1 rRNA gene is annotated in these 454 nt (G+C 45.2%); it reads left to right on the forward strand.

The features are described 5' to 3' along the window. Window positions 1–92: ribosomal RNA gene (gene rrf, locus BK120_RS34360) — 5S ribosomal RNA — on the forward strand; the annotation flags it as partial. Window positions 93–454: the final 362 nt, after the last annotated feature.

Below are 454 nucleotides of genomic sequence, written 5' to 3' on the forward strand. Positions count from 1 at the left end.
CACGCGTTCCCATACCGAACACGACCGTTAAGCCCTTCAGCGCCGATGGTACTTAGACCGCAGGGTCTTGGGAGAGTAGGACGTCGCCAAGCGGATTAAATCATACAAGCGAGTTACCAACTTTTAGTGGTTGATTGTAACAAGCGAATATGTTAATCTAACACTCCTGCTGCGAAAGCAGTATGGACACAATTGCACCTTGAAAACTGGATAACGAAAGAAAAGAATTGCTGAAACATCCTTTAGTTGTTTTTACGTAAGCGAGAGGTGTTTCGAATTGAAGACGGCTTTTGAAGACGTTATTTCTACCTCTAAAGAGGTTATTAATCAAAGAAATAAGGCTTCAACGACGGATCAATCGAAATCACCACGAGCATTTGGTTAAGCTAGTAAGAGCGCACGGAGGATGCCTAGGCACCAGGAGCCGAAGAAGGACGTGGCGAACAACGATACC

The organism is Paenibacillus sp. FSL A5-0031 (assembly GCF_001956295.1).
Classification (GTDB): domain Bacteria; phylum Bacillota; class Bacilli; order Paenibacillales; family Paenibacillaceae; genus Pristimantibacillus.